Raw genomic sequence first — 577 nt, 5'->3', positions numbered from 1 at the left:
ACTGGACATCACCGCGGGGATCATTCTTTGCTTTCTGCGCCATCTCTCCGCCGCGCACGCCATGGCGACGCTGGAAGAGGCGCTGCCCTACCGCGACCGCATCGTCGGTGTCGGCCTCGATTCCTCCGAGCAGGGCCATCCGCCGGCGAAGTTTCAGGCGGTCTTCGATCGCGTGCGGGCGGAGGGCTTCCACGCCGTGGCCCATGCCGGCGAGGAAGGGCCGCCGGCCTACATCTGGTCGGCGCTGGATGACCTGAAGGTAGAGCGCATCGACCACGGCGTGCGCGCCCTGGAGGACCCGGACCTGATGCTGGAGTTGGCGCGCCGCCGCACGCCGCTCACCGTCTGCCCGCTTTCCAACATCCGGCTCTGCGTCTTCGACGACATGACCGCGCATCCCCTGAAGATGATGCTGGATCGCGGCCTCATGGTGACGGTGAACTCCGACGATCCGGCCTACTTCGGCGGCTACATGAACGACAATTACGCCGCCGTGCGTCAGGCCCTCGGTCTCACCAACGAAGAACTCGCCCTCATCGCCCGCAATTCCTTCGAGGCGTCGTTTCTCGACAACGCC

Annotated in this window: 1 protein-coding gene; it reads left to right on the top strand. The window is 66.0% G+C overall.

The genetic code is table 11. The features are described 5' to 3' along the window. A partial coding sequence (gene add / locus ACKGJN_RS16605) for an adenosine deaminase (protein WP_409540681.1) occupies window positions 1–577 on the top strand: 577 nt, incomplete at both ends.

The sequence above is a fragment of the Gillisia xinjiangensis genome (genome assembly GCF_046298265.1).
Lineage (GTDB): Bacteria > Bacteroidota > Bacteroidia > Flavobacteriales > Flavobacteriaceae > Gillisia > Gillisia xinjiangensis.
The sequence above is the reverse complement of the archived record's forward strand: the minus strand, read 5'-3'. Positions and strand labels throughout refer to the sequence as shown.